Genomic DNA, 18,554 nt, shown 5'->3' with positions numbered 1-18,554 from the left:
TTATGCTTTTTATAAAGCATCTTGCCTATATTTAACATAATAAAAAATTACAATGATAATATAAAAGAATGGGAATTTTTTAAAAGATCACAAATAAAAAACCATATAATAATCGGAAAAATTATTTAATCTGAGTTAATAATGCATACATACAGTAAAATAATAATACTATTATACTATAATGTTATCATAAAAATTATATAATAGTTTTAATAATCCTATTCTTAACTATGTTCCGTTCTTTGTAAACACTTTAGAGATAAAACCATATAAATATGGCATACCTATAATTATTATTAATGTATTAATATTTATGAGAATATCTCATCTCATTTAATTATTTCTTTATCTCTACTAACTAAGCAGATTAATAAAAATCCACAACATTAAGTCATCACAGCATACAATATCAAGAAACACCACTAATTATAGCGATTGAAGAATGACGTTATTGAGTTTATAAGATTAAAATCTTCTCCTTTAATATTTTATCATCATTTTTTTAGAAATTATGATAATAACTTAAACGCCATAATCCCAACCACCCCTCCTATACTACCTAAAATAGTCTCCATTACTGTCCATGTCCTTAATGTTTGAGATTCTGTAGCAGAAGTAAAGCGACTAAATAACCAAAAACCCGCGTCATTTACATGGCTTAAAATAATTGAACCACCAGAAATACACATTGATAATGCTGCTAATTGTGCCCCAGAATAATGCAATGGATCAATAATAGGGGTTACTAAACTAACTACTGTTAAACAAGAAATAGTAGCTGACCCCTGGATGATCCGTATCACACCAGCTAATACAAAACAGGCTACTGCAATTGGTAAATCTGATCCTATTAAGACATGACCTAAAGTTGCCCCAATACCGGAATCTACTAGAACTTGCTTAAATACACCACCAGCACCAATAACCAAGAGAATAATACCTGCTGGATGAAGTGATGACGCACAAATCTGCATAATTTTGTCTTTATCGATACCAGAAGGACGCGCTATGCCATAAATAAGTAGTAAACATGCAATGAGAATAGAAATAAATGGATGCCCAATTAACTCTAGAAAATTATAAATACTCGTATCTGGAGAAGCAAAGCACTCTCCAACTGTTTTAAGACATACCAAAATTAGCGGACATAGAATTAATAACAAACTTATAGGAAACGATGGCAGATGATTACTTTTCAATTGAGTGACACTATCTTCATGAATCTTCTGAAATTGAACATATTGACTAATAAAACCACCAAACACAGGACCTGCAATTAACATTCCGGGAATAGCTGCACAAATTCCTAATAATATCATCCATCCAAAATCCGCATGCATTTGCAAAGCCAGCAGCATAGGAGCTGGACCAGGCAGCAGAAAAGCAGAAGCAGCAGACATTCCAGAAAATAAAGATAAAAGCAGTTTTACTAAATTTTCTCCAGTTCGATACCCAACTGCAAAAGCAATACCAATCAATAAAACTACTGCTACCTCAAAAAATAAGGGTAGAGCACAAATTAATCCAGCCACACCTAACGCATAAGAAGCACTACGCTTACTAAAGATTTTTAATATAAAAAAAGCAATCTGATTTACTATACCTACTTCCTGAAGCATTTTTCCAAACATTGCTCCAAGCGCCACAATAATAGCAAGAAATCCAAGTGTCCCCCCCATTCCTTTTTGCATAGTAGCAGTAATATGTTCTAATGGCATGCCAGAAGCAATACCTGCAAAAATAGAAACTAAAATGAGTGCTATAAAAGCATGCATGCGTTCTTTCATAACTAAAAATAATAAAAGAAATACAGAACCAACTGCTGTTAATATCAGCGTTATTGTATGCATGAAGATTCCCCTATGTGAGACTGAATGACATTCTCAATAATTTGGATAGTGGCATCTATAACACACTCTAATGATTGATTGACATTAACCAACCACACATCTTTTTCATCATTACTTGGATCTTCTAAAATTTCAAATTGAGTTATCAACATTTGAGACTGAAAAAAATGTCCTTTACGTGCCTTAAGACGTTCTTGTATAGTCCAAAAATCCCCTTTAAGATAAATAAATGATAGATTAGGATGATCCATACGCAATATATTTCGATAACTCTTCTTAAGCGCAGAACATACAATAAGTGACAATCTATTGGTGCGCTGCATAGCAAATATTGCATGATTAATAGCTTGTAGCCATGGGCGACGATCTCTATCACTTAATGCACATCCAGATGACATTTTTTCAATATTATCACGCGGATGTAAAAAATCTCCGTCTAAAACAGCAGCATGTAAACGATATGCAACTGCATTAGCAATAGTAGACTTACCGCTACCGGATACACCCATGAATACAAAAACATGGTAAAAAGGAACAGAGCAATTCATCATTGTTACTCCATTATAGATTATCACTACATAGTTTTTTGACTATAAAAAATACAGTTATAATAGAAATTAATATGCTTATAATGATCTAAAAAAGTATTGCATAAATAAATTGCTTACTATTATCTTTTATATTATATGGTTATTCATGTTAAAAAAATTTTTAACATCAAACAAAAATTGCTTTAAATTATATCTATTTTTATAGAGATAATTTTTGATCTTAAGGAGTCACTAAAAGCTAACAATTCAAAATTTTACAAAATTCCAGTATGTTCATATTCGATAAATTTTATATGTTTTTTATATGTTATAATAATAAAAATAAAAATACTTTAATATCTTTCTTGAAATCATTATAAATTTTTAGTAATAATTAGTTTAATATTTAAAATTTAAGAAAGGCTTTAATGAATCTATCAATATACTCAACTACTTGATTCTATTGATAAAATTCCAAAAAATTAACAGAAGAAATCGTTATAAAAAATATTTTATATAAAAATTCTAAAGGTTGTTCTGTAATTATATGACCTTAAAATCCAACCACTATCCCACTATACTACGTGACGTGGTTTTATATGTCATTCAGTGCCGATCTAAGTCTCTGCAAACATACTATCCATTTATAAATTAAAATTTATTTTATTGACAAAATTAAACCCTTTAAGTATTAATATAACTATATTCATTATATTATAATAAAATTACATCATTGAAAATAAAAAAAACTTGTTATGACATATTCCTTTTTTAAATATTAGTAAATTCTTTAAATATCATTTTATATGATATAATATATTTATATTTTACATGTTAATATTTTATTTTATTTATCCAAATCAATATCTAAATGAATTTTAACTTTACTATAGAATTACTGTTTGAACTAATCTATGCCTAGATTTTACTGAATAATTTTAAAAAAATTAAAAAACAAAATAATAAAAACATATTTAAAGAAAAAATAAAAATTTAATTTAGATTAAAATTTATATAACTCATGTCACAATAAGTTTATATAAATTCATAGAGCTTATGCTCTATACTAATAAAAAATTTATTGATAAAAACTTGAGATATTACACTACTATCCAATCCAATCAAATCAGATATAACATATGGCATTCTGTTTACATTAAAACTTAAATTTTTAAAAATTTTTACAGCAACCTAAATATCAATAGTGTGTGTTAATATTGAAGATGTTTAGAAACAATGAGATTGTATAATATATTTTGATCACTGATATAATTGTGTAAATTTTTATAAATAACATCGTTAATAAAAGATTAATAAAATACCATTTATCCAACTACATTAAAAATCTCTAAAGAAAAAATTTAAAAAATAATAACATTATTGTAATATTTAAAATAAAAATAAATTAAGTTAAACCAATACTGATAACGGATTGAATAATTAAAGATATAATCGTATTATAGTTAAATATAGTAAAATACTGACACTAAAATTAGTATATAAAATTAATATATAAAATATTATATAATATATTTTTCCATAAAAACCTATAATACTGGGTAGTTTTTTTAAAAATTATTTTTATCAATTTTTTCATTACGCCAGTAAGCCAGGTATTATTAAATATTTAAGTTACTACTAAATATAAAATAAAAGATTCTAAAACAGAAACATATGATTTTTTATTTTAAGGACATTCTAAAAAGGTTAATAAAAGGTTAAAAAAATTTAATTACATATTTCTTATTTTTCTTATCTTATTGTACTTTTGATAATAATAATCTACTAAAAATTTTTCTATAATTTCTATAATTTCTATAATTTCTATAATTTCTATAATTTCTATAATTTCTATAATTTTTATAATGTTAGTATTATATAATTCCTATAATTATTAAATGGCGCATTATAACTATCAAACATAGTGCGCGCATCAATTATATACCTGTTATTTTATTATTGTAATATATTAAGGGTGGTATATACTATGGCCGTAGACGAAACATCGACACTACAAGAATATATTGCTCATCATTTGCATAATCTTCAGATTGATCTGAGAACTCTTCAGTTAGTAAATCCAAATAACAACCCAGAGACATTTTGGATTTTAAATATTGACTCTATGTTTTTTTCTGTTGCGCTAGGCATTACATTTTTAATGTTATTTCGTTTAGTTGCGCAATCAACAACTCATGGTACACCTAAAAAATTACAAACCGCTATTGAATTAGTAATTCAATTGATAGATAACAATGTTCGTAACATGTATCATGGAAAAAGTAAAATTATTGCACCTCTAGCTCTAACGATTTTTGTATGGGTTTTTCTCATGAATTTAATGGATATTCTTCCTATTGATTTTTTACCATATATTGGAGAAAATTATTTATTCAAACTGCCATCATTAAGAGTAGTCCCATCTGCTGACGTGAACATTACGCTATCTCTGGCGATTGGAGTATTTTTTTTAATACTTTTTTATAGTATAAAAATTAAAGGTATAAGAGTATTTAGCAAAGAACTTATACTAAAACCATTTAATAACCCTATATTTATTCCAATTAATTTTATTCTGGAAAGTGTTAACCTATTATCTAAACCAATTTCTCTCGGTCTGAGATTATTCGGAAATATGTATGCAGGTGAATTAATTTTTATTCTTATTGCTGGTTTATTACCATGGTGGTCACAATGGATGCTCAGCGTTCCGTGGGCAATTTTTCATATTTTAATTATCTCTCTACAAGCGTTTCTTTTTATGGTATTAACAATTGTCTATCTATCTATGGCATCTGAAAAACATTAAAGTTTCTTTCAATTTTTTTAAATAATTTTTATTTATGTTTTTATACTTTTCTAAAACGGAGGAAATAATGGGGCACCTAAATATGGATATACTGTACATGTCTGCCGCCATAATGATGGGATTAGCGGCGATTGGTGCAGCAATTGGAATTGGTATTTTAGGAGGAAAATTCTTAGAAGGTGCTGCGCGTCAACCAGATCTAGTACCTCTTTTAAGGACACAGTTTTTTGTTGTAATGGGTCTTGTCGATGCAATTCCTATGATTGCTGTTGGGTTAGGTCTATACCTCATGTTCGCCGTTGCATTATAAATAACTAGCTAGTAGTTTTTTATAAAAAATTATAAAAATGAGATCAAACAGTATCTATCTCTTTATCTATTAAATAAGAGTAGTCAATGTTATATCATAATGAGGTATCGTATTATGAATATTAATGCAACCATTTTTGGACAAGCTATTGCCTTTATTCTTTTTGTTTGGTTTTGCATGCATTACATATGGCCGCCACTGATGGCCACTATTGAAGATCGACAAAAAGAAATTACAGACAGTCTTGTTTTTGCAGAAAACGCTAAAAAAGAGAGTGAGGTAACAAAATCTAGTGCGAATGCTGTTTTACAAGAAGCAAAAAAAGATGCTCAAGCTATTATCGAGATGGCTAACGCCCGTTACTCTCAAATTCTAGAAAAAGCAATAATCGAGGCTGAAAAAGAACGCAAAAAAATAGTCACTCAAGCAATGGCTCGCATTAATATTGAACGCCAAAAAGTAAAAGAAGAATTATGTCAACATTTAGCGCTGTTAACTGTAGAAGGTGCTGAAAAAATTCTTGAGCGATCCATCAATGAATCTGACCACGAGAATGTAATTAATACATTGATCACTAAACTCTCTAAAGGCATAGTCTAATGTTTACAGCTATAACCGTCGCACGTCCCTATGCACGAGCGGCTTTTAATTTTGCTATTGCACAGCAAAACATAGACCACTGGAACAAAATGTTAACAGTTGCTACTATAGTGTTATGCGATGAAAAAATAAAACATTTAATTACAAGACCCATCTCGCCAGCATTTCTTTCTAAAAAATTGATGAGAATATTTGACGATCAGCTTGATTATGAAGTAAAAAACTTTCTTAAAGTAATCATTTATAATAGACGTTTATCTATATTACCCACTATTCTAGATCAATTTATGCAATTATGTTCTATGTATAATAATGTGATAAAAGTAGAGGTAATTTCCTCAATAAAATTAAATCAGAATCAGATTACTAAGATCACAATCGCTATCGAAAAACACCTCTCATGCCATATTAAACTTCATTGTAAAATTGATCCATCTATAATAGCAGGCGTTATTCTTAAGGCAGGAGATACAATCATTGATGGAAGTATACAAGGCCGAATTAAACAACTGACCAATGCCATATTATCTCAAGGATCAAAGTGATTATGCAACTAAATTCCACTGAAATTAGCGAAATCATTAAGCAACGAATTTCTCAACTTAATATAAGCTACACAAAGGATAATGAAGGTACTATTATTTCTGTAAGTGATGGCATCATCAGAATATATGGATTATCTGATGTTATGCAAGGTGAAATGATTTCTCTACCTGACAATCGTTACGCTATGGCACTGAATCTAGAACGCGACTCCGTTAGTGCAGTTGTCCTGGGTCCATACACGGATCTCACAGAAGGAGTGACGGTAAAATGTACTGGCCGTATTCTTGAGGTTCCAGTTGGTCAATCTTTACTAGGTCGCGTAGTGAATACTTTAGGCTTCCCCATTGATGGTAAGGGTAAAATAAACCATGATCACTTCTCTCCTGTCGAGGTCATTGCACCAGGTGTTATTGACCGAGAATCGGTAAATCAACCTATTCAAACAGGTTATAAATCTATCGACGCAATGATTCCTATTGGTCGAGGTCAACGTGAATTAATTATTGGCGATCGCCAAACCGGAAAAACAACTTTAGCAATAGATACCATTATTAATCAAAAAAATTCTGGTATTAAATGTATCTATGTAGCTATTGGACAAAAAACATCTACTGTCACTGATGTTGTTTTAAAATTAGAAGAGCATAATGCATTGTTTAATACTATTGTGGTTGCAGCTACCGCCTCTGAGCCAGCAGCTCTGCAGTATCTAGCACCTTATGCCGGATGTACAATGGGAGAATATTTTAGAGATCGCGGAGAGGATGCGTTAATTGTATACGATGATTTATCCAAGCAAGCTGTAGCATATCGACAAGTTTCTTTATTACTACGTCGACCACCAGGTAGAGAGGCATTTCCTGGTGATGTTTTTTATCTTCACTCTAGGTTATTAGAACGCGCTTCTCGCGTAAATAAAAATTATGTAGAGCGTGCTACCAAGGGAAAAATAAAAGACCAAAGCGGTTCACTGACGGTGTTGCCAATTATCGAAACTCAAGCAGGTGATGTTTCTGCATTTGTCCCAACTAATGTTATCTCAATTACTGATGGTCAAATTTTTTTAGAAACCAATTTATTTAATTCTGGCATGCGACCAGCGGTAAACCCAGGAATTTCTGTATCTCGAGTAGGAAGTTCGGCTCAAACAAAAATTATTAAAAAATTATCTAGCGGACTTCGTTCTACCTTAGCGCAATATCATGAGTTAGAAGCATTTTCTCAATTTTCTTCTGACTTAGATGAAATCACACGAAAACAATTGGATTATGGTGCAAAAATTACTGAAATTCTCAAACAAAAACAAAATCAACCTATGTCTGTTGCAGAGCAAAGTATCATGTTATTTGCTGCTGAAAATGGCTTTTTAAATGATATTGAATTAATTAATATCAGCGATTTTGAATCAACGCTATTAGATTATGCTAATCACAATTATTTACCGCTGTTAAATATGATTAATAATTCTGGAGATTATAATAATGAAATCGAAAAAGAACTTAATGAGCTTTTAGAAACATTTAAAGCTAGACAATCTTGGTAATATTTGTCTACTAATAATTATTAAGCTATGCATAAATATGATAACATGGAGAAGTTTATGATTAATGAAAAAGGGATACGTAGAAAAATTACCTGCATAAATAATACACAAAAAATCACTAAAGCGATGGAAATGGTATCTGCTTCTAAGTTACGAAAATCTCAAGATCGCATCGAAGTTAGTCGACCATACACAGAAACGCTTTGTCAAGTAATTAATCACATAGCTCTAGGTAACTTGGAATATAAACATCCCTATTTAAATCAATATCATGTGCATAATATTGGCTGTCTGATCATCTCAACTGACCGAGGACTATGCGGAAGCTTAAATTTTAATTTATTTAGAAAAATTTTACAAAATATGAAAATATGGTCTCAATCAGGCATTGATATTGATCTAGGAATTATAGGATATCAAGGTATTTTATTTTTTAGCTCTATAAAAAGCCATATAGTAACGCAAATACATGGTATTAAGAATCAACCAACCTTATCTGACCTAATAGGACCTATTCAAGTGATGTTGCAAGCATACGATGAACATCGTATAAACAAACTATATATTGCTAGTAATAAGTTTATTAATACTATGTCTCAATGTCCTATAATTAAGCAACTGTTGCCTTTTATACCTGAAAATGACCATTCAAAGGCTACTATACATCATAAGTGGGACTACTTATATGAACCGGATCCAAAAACAATTTTAGACTTAGTGTTAAAACGTTATATCGAATCTCAAGTATATCAGAGTGTTATAGAAAACTTAGCCAGTGAGCAAGCTGCCCGTATGTTGGCAATGAAAATGGCTACCGATAATGCCGGCAATTTAATTACGGAACTTCAGTTAGCATATAATAAAGCTCGACAAGCTGGTATTACTAGAGAATTAACTGAAATAGTCACAGGTGCATCTGCGGTGTAATTATTATAAATAAACTATATGAATGAATCTCAGATAAAACATACTAACATAAAGAATCAATTTCAAAAAATTAATTATTATGAAATAATAATAGGTAAATACACATCATTAAAGGCTTTTTTATCAAAAAAGCTCAGATGGCAATAGAGGAGTAAAAATGATTACTGGAAAAATTATTCAAATTATTGGTGCTGTTATTGATGTTGAATTCCATCAGGATGCTGTACCACAAATATATCATGCTCTTGAGGTAAACAATAAAAATAGCACTCTCATACTAGAAGTACAACAGCAGATAGGCGGAGGTGTAGTACGTACTATTGCAATGGGCTCTTCAGATGGCTTGAAACGTGGCTTAACGGTGCATAACTTACAACGCCCTATTACAGTACCAGTAGGTCTTGAAACACTCGGCCGAATGATGGACGTTTTAGGTGAGCCAATTGACATGAAAGGTGAAATTGGTGAGAAAGAACGTTGGGCAATTCATCGCCCTGCTCCTTCTTATGAGGAACAAGCAAACTCCAAAGAATTATTAGAAACTGGTATTAAAGTTATAGATCTTATATGTCCATTTTCTAAAGGAGGTAAAATTGGCTTATTTGGCGGAGCTGGTGTAGGCAAAACCGTTAACATGATGGAGCTTATTCGTAATATTGCCGCTGAGCATTCTGGTTTTTCAGTTTTTTCTGGTGTAGGTGAGCGAACTCGTGAAGGTAATGACTTATACCATGAAATGATCGAATCAGGTGTTATTGATAAAGTTGCTTTAATATACGGGCAAATGAATGAACCACCTGGAAATCGCTTACGTGTTGCATTAACTGGTCTGACAATAGCTGAAAAATTTCGTGATGAAGGACGAGAAGTTTTATTATTTATTGACAATATTTATCGCTATACTCTAGCAGGAACAGAAGTATCAGCTCTTTTAGGTCGAATGCCTTCTGCGGTGGGATACCAACCAACTCTTGCAGAAGAGATGGGTTCTCTACAAGAACGAATTACTTCTACAAAAACAGGATCTATTACTTCTGTACAAGCCGTATATGTCCCTGCTGATGACTTATCTGATCCATCTCCAGCAACTACTTTTTCTCACTTAGATGCAACTATCGTGCTTAGTCGTCACATCGCCGCTCTTGGTATTTATCCTGCAGTAGATCCACTAGCATCTACAAGCCGTCAATTAGATCCGATGATAGTTGGTCAGAATCATTATACTATAGCCAGAGCAGTTCAATCTACTTTACAACGTTATCAAGAACTAAAAGATATTATCGCTATTCTTGGTATAGATGAGTTAGCAGAAGAAGATAAACTAGTCGTTACTCGAGCTCGTAAAATACAACGTTTTCTGTCTCAACCATTTTTTGTCGCAGAAGTATTTACAGGATCTCCTGGAAAATATGTGTCATTAGTTGATACTATCCGTGGTTTTAAAGGGATAATCGAAGGTGAATTTGATCAAATTCCAGAGCAAGCTTTTTACATGGTTGGTTCTATTCAAGAAGTAATAGAAAAATCTAAACAACTAAAATAAAACTCCAGGAAAAACACAGTAACTTATAGGGTTATACAGTATCAAGCTGTAAAAAAAGGTAATTATACTATGACTTCTATGACTTTTTACTTAAATGTTGTTAGTTCTGAACTTAAAATATTCTCTGGACATGTAAAAAGTATTCAAGTATCAGGTAACGAAGGAGAATTAGGTATCTATCCACATCATACGCCTCTTTTAACTACTATTAAACCTGGTATGGTACGTATACTAAAGACAAATAATATAAATGAAATTATTTATCTTTCTGGTGGTATTTTAGAAGTACAACCTTTATTAGTTTCTATTTTAGCTGACACTGCAATTCGTGGTGAAGATCTTGATGAAAAGCGTATTTTGCAAGCAAAGAACTCTATTATAGAGCGAGTTAGCAAAAAGAAAAATAAAATGGATTTTGTAAAAACATCTACAGAATTAAAAGAATTGCTTGCTAAATTACGTGTTATTGAATTAATACGAAACACGAAATAATATCTCATATTTCTTATGAAAATGTTGTGCATAATAACATAATCAAATTTAAAAATATTAAATGTATTTATTTTATAAATACAAAGCATTATTATTATAATTCTATACTAGTATAAATATATACAAAATATAAAGTTATTAATAATACATTAAGATCACTGGAAAAATTAATAAATAAAAAATATATAAAACTATTATTAATAATAATGATTTTTTTCTGTAGTATACATTAACTATTTATCTTTAAAATATCACTGAGTTTATATTTCTATTATATATAATATACAATTAATAACACATTTAAAATGATAGATAAAAAAAAAGAAAAAAAGAGTGTTTTCTAAAGTTAACAGTATATAAAACAAAAAAATTAAATTACTTCTATCATGTTTATTTAATCTATCATAGATATTAGTCTAAAAATTATTTCTTCTAAAGTATTTTTATAGATCTTAAAGATTGCTAGTAACAACAGGTTCTTCTAATTTCTAAGTTTTATATAAATATATAAACATTTATTTCATGTCTGATGTAAAGAATATTACTTAGGTAAGTAATATTCTTTACAATTTTAATAAACTACAAAATAATTTTAAATAATAAATAATAAATAATAAATAAAAAAATTATCTTTTCCAGAAAATTAAATTCTATTTAAGATAAATTTGTCATTCATCAAATATATAAAATTTTAGTAAAATTACTTACCTTAATGTATTTATTTAACTAATAAAAAATCTAATATACATATATTAACTAACTTAATAAAATATAAACCAAAATTATAGTGATTAATTTTCATCTTTCGAAAAGAACATTAAAAGTATTAACTATTTTTAGTACAAAAGATACACTATATTTTATAAAAAATATCATTTAAATATATACACTATAAATAATTTAAAGCAAAACAATATTTTAAAACTATTATTGCGCTTACTTTTACTACTTTTGTCTTAATAAAATAACGAGAATATCAAATAAACGACTGTTGCAAAATATAAATAAAATAAAAATATTTACTTAGTAACGTACTGTAATAATAATAAATTATTTTAATCAAATACCTATCTGTACTACACAAATAAAATTTGTTAAAAATTAAAAAAAAAGAATTAGTAAAAATTATAATTCTAAAAAAATACAACATCTTAAATACGATCAAATAAAAGACCATACATCAAAAATAATTTTAATTATACACATAATCTGATAATAAAATAATTTATAATTTAAAATTTATAATTTTAGTTTTACTTTTTCGTATTGTGATTATTGTAAAACTTTTCAAATAAAAAACTAAAATGAAGATATTGAAATAACCTTGTAATTATAAAATATATAATCTTTCAATTTTTTAATGATTGGTACATATCAATATTTTAAAATCTCTAATAACTAACATAATATAAAGCCTATGCGTACAACGATATAATTATCATAGTAAACTAAAAATAAAAAATATTTTAAAATTTCAATTATTAACTCTACTAAAATAAATAAAATCTATTTTTCAATAAATTATTTACTATAATAATAGAATCGTGATTCTATCATATACAATAGTATATCTAATAAATGACATAAAATTACACTAATCTGTATATCAATATAGAATAAAAAAAAATCTAAAAATAAAACTCAGCATACAAATTTAAATAAATATAATAGATTTATTTAAATAAAAATAGGTTATATGCTCTCTCATTTGAACACACTAAAAAAATTAATATACTTTGATGAACAATTAATTCCTATTGTAGTTAACAAAAAATAGATCCAGTGATTAAAATTACTAACAAATAATATAAAAATTAAATTTGTATTCTAAATAACATAAAAAAATTAATAATATCTTTAAGTTTAAAATCAATCAAATATTTAGAAATTTCAAAAAATAAAATAAAACATACTTCATTATAATAACAAAAAAATCTTCTCAAAAATAATTACAAATCGCATATTTTAAATTTTTATTAATAAATTAGATTTTTATCTAAATAAGTAAACATTAAGTGTCTTCATCAGTAGTCAGTTCACCGCGTAAATTTTGTTGCATAAAATGACATACATCTTGAGTACTAAAATTCTTACTTAATAAATAATATAACTTAGTTAAAGCTGCTTCAACACTAAGATCTAAACCGCTAATGACACCAGCCTCTTCTAACGCATGACCAGTAGTGTAACCACTCATATTGACTTTACCAAACATACACTGCGTTAAATTAACTACTATAATATCTTGTTTTACAGCTAATCTAATCTCTTTTAAAAAATCTTGATTCTGTGGTGCGTTTCCAACCCCATAAGAACGAAGAATAAGAGCTTTAATGGGATTTTTAGTAAAATTATGCAAAATTTTAGCTGAAATTCCTGGATAAATTGTTACTAGTCCTATGCACTGAGGAGTAAGATGATGAACTACTAATCGTCCGCCATCTCCGATTGGCGCTGACTGTGTATGTAAGCATCGAATATGTGTTCCTACTTCTAATAGAGGGGATAAATTAGGTGAAGCAAAAGCATTTAATCCATTCGCATGAATTTTTGTAGTACGATTTCCACGATACAATATGTTATTAAAAAACAAAGTAACTTCATTAATCGGATACTGAGCCGCAATATAAAGTGCATTTAATAAATTTTGCTGACCATCTGAACGCATTTGCTCCAATGGGATTTGTGATCCTGTCACAATAACAGGCTTTTTTAAGTTCTCCAGCATAAAAGAAAGAGCTGAAGCTGTAAATGCCATAGTATCTGTGCCATGTAAAATCACAAAACCATCATAAGAATGATAATTTTTTCCAATATCATCTGCGATAATTTGCCAATCATCTGGCGTCATATCTGCAGAATCAATAAGAGGTTTATATTCATGAAGAGTAAAATTAGGCATTTCTTCTCGATGAAACTCTAATATAGTAGCTAACTGGTTTTGTAAATAGCCTGAAATAGGAATAAAACCATTGCAGGATCTTTGCATTCCAATTGTCCCACCAGTATACGCAACATAAATAGATTTTTTTTGCATGAATAAACTCAAAATAATGTAAAAACTATTACAGTCAATAAACTCTAGTCTAAATTTAATTACTATATAGCCGCATATAAAAGCACGACTATATAGTATACGTACCACATAGATTTAGATTATAAAATATCACCACAACTTAGACATAACGCATAAAGATTCTGAGGATCGTTCATAGTAAACTCTAAACCTGTCTGTTTTTTCATATCTATTATTGTACTCAATATAGATTTTGGTAAAAATCCATGAGAAACCATTTGTAACAAAGATATATTCATAGAACTAGTTGCTTGATTATATAAAAAATCTAAAAAATAAGGCTCATGAGCATACCATTTAAGCTGTATCTTTTTAATATGCCCTAACTCCGCCGCTTTCGCTAATGCATCATCAAAATCACCTAAGGCATCTACTAAATCATATTTTTTAGCATCAAAGCCACTCCATACACGTCCTTGAGCTATCTTATCAATCTGATCTTTAGTTTTGTGACGCGCATCAGCTACTAAACTAATAAAATCCTGATAACCATGATTAACACTTAACTGAATAATTTTCTGCATATCTCCTGAAAGTGCCTTAGTACAAGATACCCCAGATAACTTAGAGTTTCTAATACCATCAGAATGAATACCAATCATATCTAAAGAATCTTCTATAGTATTAATTATACTAAATAAACCAATTGAACCTGTTAAAGTATTTCGATTAGCAATAATATAATTTGCCGGCATTGAAATCCAATAACCACCTGATGCTGCGACACCCCCCATAGAAACCACTATAGGTTTTCCTACAGCTCTAACAGCTTCTAGTTCTGAGCGAATAGCTTCAGAAGCCGCTATACTACCTCCAGGACTATTAACACGAAGAATAATAGCTTTAATTGCAGGATCAAGACGAGCAGATCGAATTTCTAACATTGCAGAATCAACAGAAAATTTACCAGGAGTCATCTGATCATTTTCAAGAGAACCGTTAACTATAATGACCGCTATATTCCCTGAGTTATTATTTGTATTTTTTAACGGATAATCATAAATATTAACACCATAATAATTTTTATTAGTTTCATCCCAGCCAAAGACATCAACTAAATCTTTTTCTACTAAAGTTGAAGAAGATAATACATCAACTAATCCATTTTCTTTAGCGTATTGAGCAGAATCTCCATGCAATATCTCTAATTTTTCTATAGTCTTTTTAACATTTGGAAAAATCTGTGCAACCTTAACTCTTCTATTCTCCGCTAGTGTGTTTAAATAATTATTCCATAATTCCATAACCCAAAGACGATTAGCTTCACAGGCTTCTGGTGACATATTATCTCGGATTAAAGGCTCTACAGCAGACTTATAAGCACCAACACGAAATACATGAGAGTGTACTTTTAATTTTTGTAAAAAACTTTTATAATAAATATTATTAAATGAGAATCCTCGAATATCTACAGATCCATAAGGAGAAAGATAAATTTTATTAGCAAAACTAGCTAAATAATATTGTGTTTGGTTATAATTTAACCCAAATGCAAAAATCGGCTTGCCACTCTTACGAAATTCACCTAACGCTTTACCAATATATTCTAAAGACGATTGATTGGCACTTATAAAATTAGCTAAATCCAATACCATTCCGGTAATTTTAGGATCATCTTTAGCTTGACGTATAGAGTTTACCACCTGAAATAAAGATGTTTCTTTTGCATAATTTCCATTATAACCTAATATTTGATGATACATCCGCATTAGAAGATGATCATTAACGGCAGGTTTATCTACTATAGTTCCTTGTAAATTAACAATTAAAGCCCCTTTATGCCTTTCACCTCCAGTATGAACTCGTTCATTTTGAAGCCAAACCCCCACACAAATAGAAACTAACAAAATAAACATAATATTTAAAATAAATTGACGAATAAAAGTTAATGTTCGCCATGTGCCATGTAGAACTGTAGTAATAACTTGCCATAATACGTGCATAGATTCTCCATAAATAATATAATATCTACAATCCGAGTTCTAAAATAAATAAAATCCAGTATCTCAAATTAATAGTATATTATAAAAAATAATCTTATCTAACTTGTCATAAATAATACATATCTTATATAGCACTTTAGACAAAAACTTTAAAATAAAATAAGTACTATATTACTACTGAATATCTAACCATAATAAATTTTTAAAAACTAAAACTTATCGGAAATAAAAATAAATAAGATAAAAAAACTAAAAATATCTTAATAAAAAATTAAACTAAAAATAAAATAATAATCTACAAATCTGCTATAAAAATTTATTTAAATCTGAAATAATTTATACAGATACAAGATTCTTATTATATTAGATATAAAAAATTCTATAATCAATCCTTAATTAACACCCAAAAGTTCTGTAATCCAAATAAATAAGATCAGAAAAACAATTTGATCAATGTAAACTAAAAACTAATCTAAGTGCTAATATAACTTAATACTTATTTATAATTTTTTATAATTTAATCTAGTAAAAATGAATATTTAATTTTATATATACCATTAAATTACTTTAATTTTATATATACCATTAAATTACATTAAATTATACATCATTAATATATATCTCGCATTAGATTATATAAAATTTATGCTCAATCTGAAAACCCATAACTAAAATATTTTGATAATAAAAATATTTATAAACTATAAAAATTAAAATTTAATTTAAGTTAATCAAATATTATCTCTAACAATCCATGATTACCTATCTACAATCAAATTGTTGTACATAAATCATCAAATAACAGATAAATAATAAATAAAAAAAAAATTACTAAACATCAAAAAATTTAAAATTTTATATAATATTTTCTATTTTCTATATAATAAACTCACAATTTCTAATAAATTTAGAATTTATGCTAGATTTAAATATATTTTATATAAATAAATCATCAATTAGTCTAAATAAAAAATAAAAAAAAATCCTATTTTAAATAAATAACGTAAACACCTCCTATAACACTAAACTACACATTAAATACATATATTCATTATAAATAATTATACAACAAAATTTTTAAAAATCTTTAAGTAAAAAAAAAAATAAAGTTATCTTTACCTTTAATATTTAATATATATAACATATAATAAAATAAACTCTTTTATGTTATACGTTACAAACCATATAGAAACAAAATAAATACAATCTGCGAATAAGATTTTATATTCTATATAATATAAAATCTTAACCATAAATATCCAAACAAAAAAATTAATTAAAATCTTAAATAAATATACTTCTTAGAAAAACTAGGAAAGAAATAAAATAAATATTTTAAAAGACAAAACAAAACTAACAATAATAATTAACCTAAAAAAAAAAAATTTAAATAACGGACATCATAAAAAATGATAGGAAACATAATAACCCGTAAAATCTTATAAACGTACACATATACTTTAACATATAAATAATCAATATAAAAATTACACAACTTACTTTAGTGTAGATACTAATAAAAGTTAATTAATTTTTAATATTTATATCTTATTGTCCTAGACAAGCTAGGTATATTTTAGCATTTATTCTTCTTAAAAGCAATATAAAATATAAATTTTATATTGCTTTTAAGAAGAATAAATAGAAATTAAAATGTAGTATTTTGTATATTTTTTATATATAATTTGTTTATATAAATATATATATAGTATGAATAATAGTATGAATATATACTATGAGAAGCATATTTTATTTATTTTAGGTTATATTTTTATATATATATGCTGATTTATAATCATTTTTATCAGAGGTATATATATAATCAGTGTATAGTATATTATAAGTTTAAATATAAAAAGTACTATTTTAGATAGGATTTTGTGTAGAATATTTAATTTTGATTATTATGCATGTGATGTTTATCATTAATTACTAAAAATCTATATAATAAAATGATTTTTAATCATAAAATGAAATGATTTTTTTATTTATTAGTAGACTTTAGATGTTTTTATTTATAACATGTATTGAAAAATTAAAATGTTTTTGATAAATATTTTATATATTAAATATAATAATTTATAGTATATATTATAACAATAAATACTATTATAGATTTATGATAATACACTTGCAGCTTGCAAAATAGCGTTTGATATTTGATGGTTTTAATTTATAGGTATGTTTATATTATCTATGTTAGTAAAAGAGTTTTATTATTAGATTTAATTAATCTATTTAGATTATGTGTTTAGGTAAATTAATAGAAGATTTCTTTAGTTAAGAGTCATATCGATGATTTAACAAAATAGATAATTTAACAATCATTTTATATAATACTATCAGTATATTGTCAATATTTTTAAAAAATTTTATAATGTATTT

The 18,554-nt window shown here is 27.6% G+C and carries 12 protein-coding genes; 8 read left to right on the top strand and 4 right to left on the bottom strand.

The window, feature by feature from the left end:
- Window positions 1-509: 509 nt before the first annotated feature.
- Both gntU and gntK read right to left on the bottom strand, forming a co-directional pair.
- A complete protein-coding gene (gntU, locus tag ERCISPPA3004_RS00145) occupies window positions 510-1,850 on the bottom strand; it encodes a gluconate transporter (RefSeq protein WP_157990132.1) in 1,341 nt (446 codons plus the stop codon).
- Complete coding sequence (gene gntK / locus ERCISPPA3004_RS00140) at window positions 1,838-2,398, bottom strand: gluconokinase (protein WP_157990652.1); 561 nt, start codon at window positions 2,396-2,398, stop codon at window positions 1,838-1,840. Before gntK ends, gntU begins: the two co-directional genes overlap by 13 nt.
- Window positions 2,399-4,367: 1,969 nt before the next feature.
- On the opposite strand from gntK, the gene atpB reads away from it, so the two are divergent.
- From atpB to ERCISPPA3004_RS00100, 8 genes are all read left to right on the top strand, one after another.
- A complete protein-coding gene (gene atpB, locus ERCISPPA3004_RS00135) occupies window positions 4,368-5,189 on the top strand; it encodes a F0F1 ATP synthase subunit A (RefSeq protein ID WP_157990131.1) in 822 nt (273 codons plus the stop codon).
- A 67-nt stretch (window positions 5,190-5,256) separates the two neighbouring features.
- Window positions 5,257-5,499 (top strand): F0F1 ATP synthase subunit C, encoded by a 243-nt coding sequence (atpE, locus tag ERCISPPA3004_RS00130; RefSeq protein WP_157990130.1) that lies wholly within the window; start codon window positions 5,257-5,259, stop codon window positions 5,497-5,499.
- 114 nt (window positions 5,500-5,613) lie between these two features.
- The gene (gene atpF, locus ERCISPPA3004_RS00125; RefSeq protein WP_157990129.1) at window positions 5,614-6,099 is read left to right on the top strand and encodes a F0F1 ATP synthase subunit B; all 486 of its coding nucleotides are present in this window, start codon (window positions 5,614-5,616) and stop codon (window positions 6,097-6,099) included.
- Window positions 6,099-6,644: a F0F1 ATP synthase subunit delta gene (locus ERCISPPA3004_RS00120; RefSeq protein ID WP_157990128.1), complete on the top strand. Its 546-nt coding sequence runs from the start codon at window positions 6,099-6,101 to the stop codon at window positions 6,642-6,644. Before atpF ends, ERCISPPA3004_RS00120 begins: the two co-directional genes overlap by 1 nt.
- A 2-nt stretch (window positions 6,645-6,646) precedes the next feature.
- Window positions 6,647-8,188: a F0F1 ATP synthase subunit alpha gene (gene atpA / locus ERCISPPA3004_RS00115; RefSeq protein WP_157990127.1), complete on the top strand. Its 1,542-nt coding sequence runs from the start codon at window positions 6,647-6,649 to the stop codon at window positions 8,186-8,188.
- A 57-nt stretch (window positions 8,189-8,245) separates the two neighbouring features.
- Entirely contained in the window at window positions 8,246-9,115 is an 870-nt protein-coding gene (gene atpG, locus ERCISPPA3004_RS00110) for a F0F1 ATP synthase subunit gamma (protein WP_157990126.1), read from the top strand.
- Between the two features lie 157 nt (window positions 9,116-9,272).
- Window positions 9,273-10,658, top strand: coding sequence for a F0F1 ATP synthase subunit beta (gene atpD / locus ERCISPPA3004_RS00105; protein WP_157990125.1), 1,386 nt, complete (start codon window positions 9,273-9,275; stop codon window positions 10,656-10,658).
- 69 nt (window positions 10,659-10,727) lie between these two features.
- On the top strand, window positions 10,728-11,150 hold the full coding sequence (locus ERCISPPA3004_RS00100; protein ID WP_157990124.1) for a F0F1 ATP synthase subunit epsilon: 423 nt from the start codon (window positions 10,728-10,730) through the stop codon (window positions 11,148-11,150).
- Between the two features lie 2,011 nt (window positions 11,151-13,161).
- On the opposite strand, the gene ansA is transcribed toward ERCISPPA3004_RS00100, so the two are convergent.
- Both ansA and sppA read right to left on the bottom strand, forming a co-directional pair.
- Window positions 13,162-14,187 (bottom strand): asparaginase, encoded by a 1,026-nt coding sequence (gene ansA, locus ERCISPPA3004_RS00095; protein ID WP_157990123.1) that lies wholly within the window; start codon window positions 14,185-14,187, stop codon window positions 13,162-13,164.
- 119 nt (window positions 14,188-14,306) lie between these two features.
- Window positions 14,307-16,169, bottom strand: coding sequence for a signal peptide peptidase SppA (sppA, locus tag ERCISPPA3004_RS00090; protein ID WP_157990122.1), 1,863 nt, complete (start codon window positions 16,167-16,169; stop codon window positions 14,307-14,309).
- Between the last annotated feature and the right edge of the window lie 2,385 nt (window positions 16,170-18,554).

It is taken from the genome of Candidatus Erwinia haradaeae (genome assembly GCF_900698995.1).
Lineage (GTDB): Bacteria > Pseudomonadota > Gammaproteobacteria > Enterobacterales > Enterobacteriaceae > Erwinia_E > Erwinia_E haradaeae_C.
This window is presented reverse-complemented; position numbering and strand designations above follow the sequence as displayed.

Bases quoted from the DNA above. Each gene is read 5' to 3' on its own strand.
- gntU (WP_157990132.1), bottom strand. From the start codon at position 1,850: ATGCATACAATAACGCTGATATTAACAGCAGTTGGTTCTGTATTTCTT.
- gntK (WP_157990652.1), bottom strand. From the start codon at position 2,398: ATGAATTGCTCTGTTCCTTTTTACCATGTTTTTGTATTCATGGGTGTA.
- atpB (WP_157990131.1), top strand. From the start codon at position 4,368: ATGGCCGTAGACGAAACATCGACACTACAAGAATATATTGCTCATCAT.
- atpE (WP_157990130.1), top strand. From the start codon at position 5,257: ATGGGGCACCTAAATATGGATATACTGTACATGTCTGCCGCCATAATG.
- atpF (WP_157990129.1), top strand. From the start codon at position 5,614: ATGAATATTAATGCAACCATTTTTGGACAAGCTATTGCCTTTATTCTT.
- ERCISPPA3004_RS00120 (WP_157990128.1), top strand. From the start codon at position 6,099: ATGTTTACAGCTATAACCGTCGCACGTCCCTATGCACGAGCGGCTTTT.
- atpA (WP_157990127.1), top strand. From the start codon at position 6,647: ATGCAACTAAATTCCACTGAAATTAGCGAAATCATTAAGCAACGAATT.
- atpG (WP_157990126.1), top strand. From the start codon at position 8,246: ATGATTAATGAAAAAGGGATACGTAGAAAAATTACCTGCATAAATAAT.
- atpD (WP_157990125.1), top strand. From the start codon at position 9,273: ATGATTACTGGAAAAATTATTCAAATTATTGGTGCTGTTATTGATGTT.
- ERCISPPA3004_RS00100 (WP_157990124.1), top strand. From the start codon at position 10,728: ATGACTTCTATGACTTTTTACTTAAATGTTGTTAGTTCTGAACTTAAA.
- ansA (WP_157990123.1), bottom strand. From the start codon at position 14,187: ATGCAAAAAAAATCTATTTATGTTGCGTATACTGGTGGGACAATTGGA.
- sppA (WP_157990122.1), bottom strand. From the start codon at position 16,169: ATGCACGTATTATGGCAAGTTATTACTACAGTTCTACATGGCACATGG.